The 484-nt window shown below is 67.8% G+C and carries 1 protein-coding gene; it reads left to right on the top strand.

Features of this window, described 5'->3' with window-relative positions:
• The coding region (locus tag DI005_RS00160) for a methionine adenosyltransferase domain-containing protein (protein ID WP_158559766.1) at nt 1–484 on the top strand (484 nt) is incomplete at both ends.

The raw sequence follows: 484 nt of genomic DNA, 5'->3' as shown, positions 1-484 counted from the left end.
TGATGTTCGGCTACGCGTGCTCGGACACGCCGGAGCTGATGCCGCTGCCGATCGCGTTGGCCCACCGCCTGTCGCGCAGGCTCACCGAGGTGCGCAAGAACGGGACGATCCCGTACCTGCGGCCGGACGGCAAGACGCAGGTGACGATCGAGTACGCCGGTGACCAGCCGGTGCGGCTCGACACCGTGGTGATCTCCAGCCAGCACGCCGAAGGTATCGATTTGGACAAGATGCTGGCGGTCGATCTGACGGAGAATGTGCTCAAGCCGGAGATCGTCTCGCTCGGCCTCGCCGCCGAGGAGCCGAAGGTGCTCATCAACCCGACGGGCCGGTTCGTGCTCGGCGGTCCGATGGGTGACGCGGGCCTGACCGGGCGCAAGATCATCGTCGACACGTACGGCGGGATGGCACGGCACGGTGGTGGCGCCTTCTCGGGCAAGGACCCGTCGAAGGTGGACCGCTCGGCGGCGTACGCGATGCGCTG

Source organism: Prauserella sp. PE36, assembly GCF_003311655.1.
In the GTDB taxonomy this organism is placed as follows: domain Bacteria; phylum Actinomycetota; class Actinomycetes; order Mycobacteriales; family Pseudonocardiaceae; genus Prauserella_A; species Prauserella_A endophytica.
The sequence above is the reverse complement of the archived record's forward strand: the minus strand, read 5'-3'. Positions and strand labels throughout refer to the sequence as shown.